The following is a 2,132-nucleotide window of genomic DNA, read 5'->3' on the forward strand; positions in this document are numbered from 1 at the left end:
AAGTCTCTGCGTATATAATAACCTTATTCCTCTCCTTTGTTCTTTCTTATTTATAGGTCTTAATTTAGTGTTTTTATTAAAATGCTAACTTAAGATGTATAACCGCAATTACGGCGGATTCGACTACGTCCGAATCCACTCGGAATTGCTAATGTCAGTGCTAAACCGAAAATAATCGCTAATTTAACCCGTAACTGACGGTTATACGAGACCGTTAGCCACAATTAAAACCAAAAATGAAAAATATATTATCAATTGTCATAGTCTTAACTTCGATAAACCTATATAGTCAGGAATTAACAAACATAAAGGTTACCGTACCAAATAAAAATGATGAAGTTTTTATTGTTGGAAATCAAGAAAGTTTGGGAGATTGGAATCCGTCAAAAATCAAAATGGAAAAAGTTTCTGATTTTGAAAGAGAACTCAATTTGAATTTAACATATCCAGCAACTTTTAAATTTACACGTGGAAATTGGAATTCTGAAGGTATAACAGGCAATTTCCAAAACAATCCAAATTGTACATTAAACAGTTTTAAGAAACAGATTACATATGATATCAAAGGTTGGGCAGATAACTATAATTCTGATTATTACAAGTTTTCATTTGAACTTCAAAAAAACTATTCAGAAATTTTACAACAAGAAAGAACTATTGCTATTTCATTACCTACAAACTACAATCCGAAAAACAAATATTCAGTTGTTTACGTTTTAGATGCCAATACACTTTTAGAACCAGCATTAATAAATTCTAAATTATTGTCTAAAACAGACAATATCCCAGAATCAATAATTGTCGGAATATACCATAACAACCGAGATAATGAAGTGAAACCCAATTTAGGATATAACTCTGAAATAGATGAAAATTTTTTACTTGACGGAACTGAAAAATTCAAAAACTATCTGTTTAACGAACTTGTAACCAAGATAAGTAAAGAATATAATACAACTGGCTATAATACCATAATTGGACATTCAGATACGGGACACTTTGTTTTAAACTTGCCTTTTCAAAAGAACAATCCTTTTCAAGGTATTATTGCTTTATCTGTAAATAGTGAATCCGATTTTTTCAAGAGAAAAATCAAAGATTATTTAAAAAACCAAAAAGAAACAATCTTTTTCGGTTATGGGAATTTTGACAATGGATTTAAGGAATTAGCAATAGAAATTGAAAAACAAATAAAAGAGAATAAATTAATTAACGACAATTTAAATGTTTCAGGTTTTAATGCTTCTCACACTCAACTTCCATCTTTAGCAATGTCATCAGCTATCAAATTCCTTTACAAAGACTACAAAAACTTTAACAACTTATTGCTATCTGGAACACAATCTAATTTAGATATGGAAAAATATGTTTCGGACTATATAGCTACAAATAAAAAATATGGAGAATCAATTTCTTTTACTAAAGATGACCTTTTTACATTAATTGAAATTTCAGTAGAAAAAAATGATAGGAACTTATTTAGAAAACTTGCTAATTATAATAGCAAACAAGATGATAAAATTGAAAAGCATCTATTATTTTACTTCGCAAAGGAAATTGAAGATTTTGAAAGTGCCGATAAATATCTAAACGAAATTACAGAAAGTAAAGAAGAAAATGACCATGATTTAGTTTACTTCAATTTAGAGCATAATTATATCAGTTATTTTTTAAAGAAAAAAAACAATCCAAAACAAGCTCTTGAATTTTTGGAAAAAATGATAAACAAATCGGATAAATACAAGTTGGAATTTTCTTATGCTTACGCTCGAACTGGAATAACCAATGGAATTGAAAAAAAGAAATCAAAAAAGTATTTAAAATATTGTGAACAGCATTTTAAGGAAAACAGAATTTTTGACAAGAACGACATAAATAAATTAAAATAACTGTGGCTAACAATGGCTATAAGTAATTGCTTGTTCTCACCTACTTCTGAAAATCCTAGCGGATTTTCAGTTTGGTGCGTACTTGCAAAGTTAAGTGCTAAACCACGCAACTACTCATAGCCGAGACCGTTGGCAACAAGCTAAAAAATGAATTTTCCTGAAATAGGTTGACTAAAAATTAAACCTTTAATTATAGTCACTTATGAAAATAAAAAATGAACACTGGCGAAAAAAAAGCTATCA

1 protein-coding gene is annotated in these 2,132 nt (G+C 28.7%); it reads left to right on the forward strand.

The features are described 5' to 3' along the window. Nucleotides 1-236: 236 nt before the first annotated feature. Entirely contained in the window at nt 237-1,889 is a 1,653-nt protein-coding gene (locus DFQ11_RS14985) for an alpha/beta hydrolase-fold protein (RefSeq protein ID WP_110476693.1), read from the forward strand. Nucleotides 1,890-2,132: the final 243 nt, after the last annotated feature.

It is taken from the genome of Winogradskyella epiphytica (genome assembly GCF_003217215.1).
GTDB lineage: Bacteria > Bacteroidota > Bacteroidia > Flavobacteriales > Flavobacteriaceae > Winogradskyella > Winogradskyella epiphytica.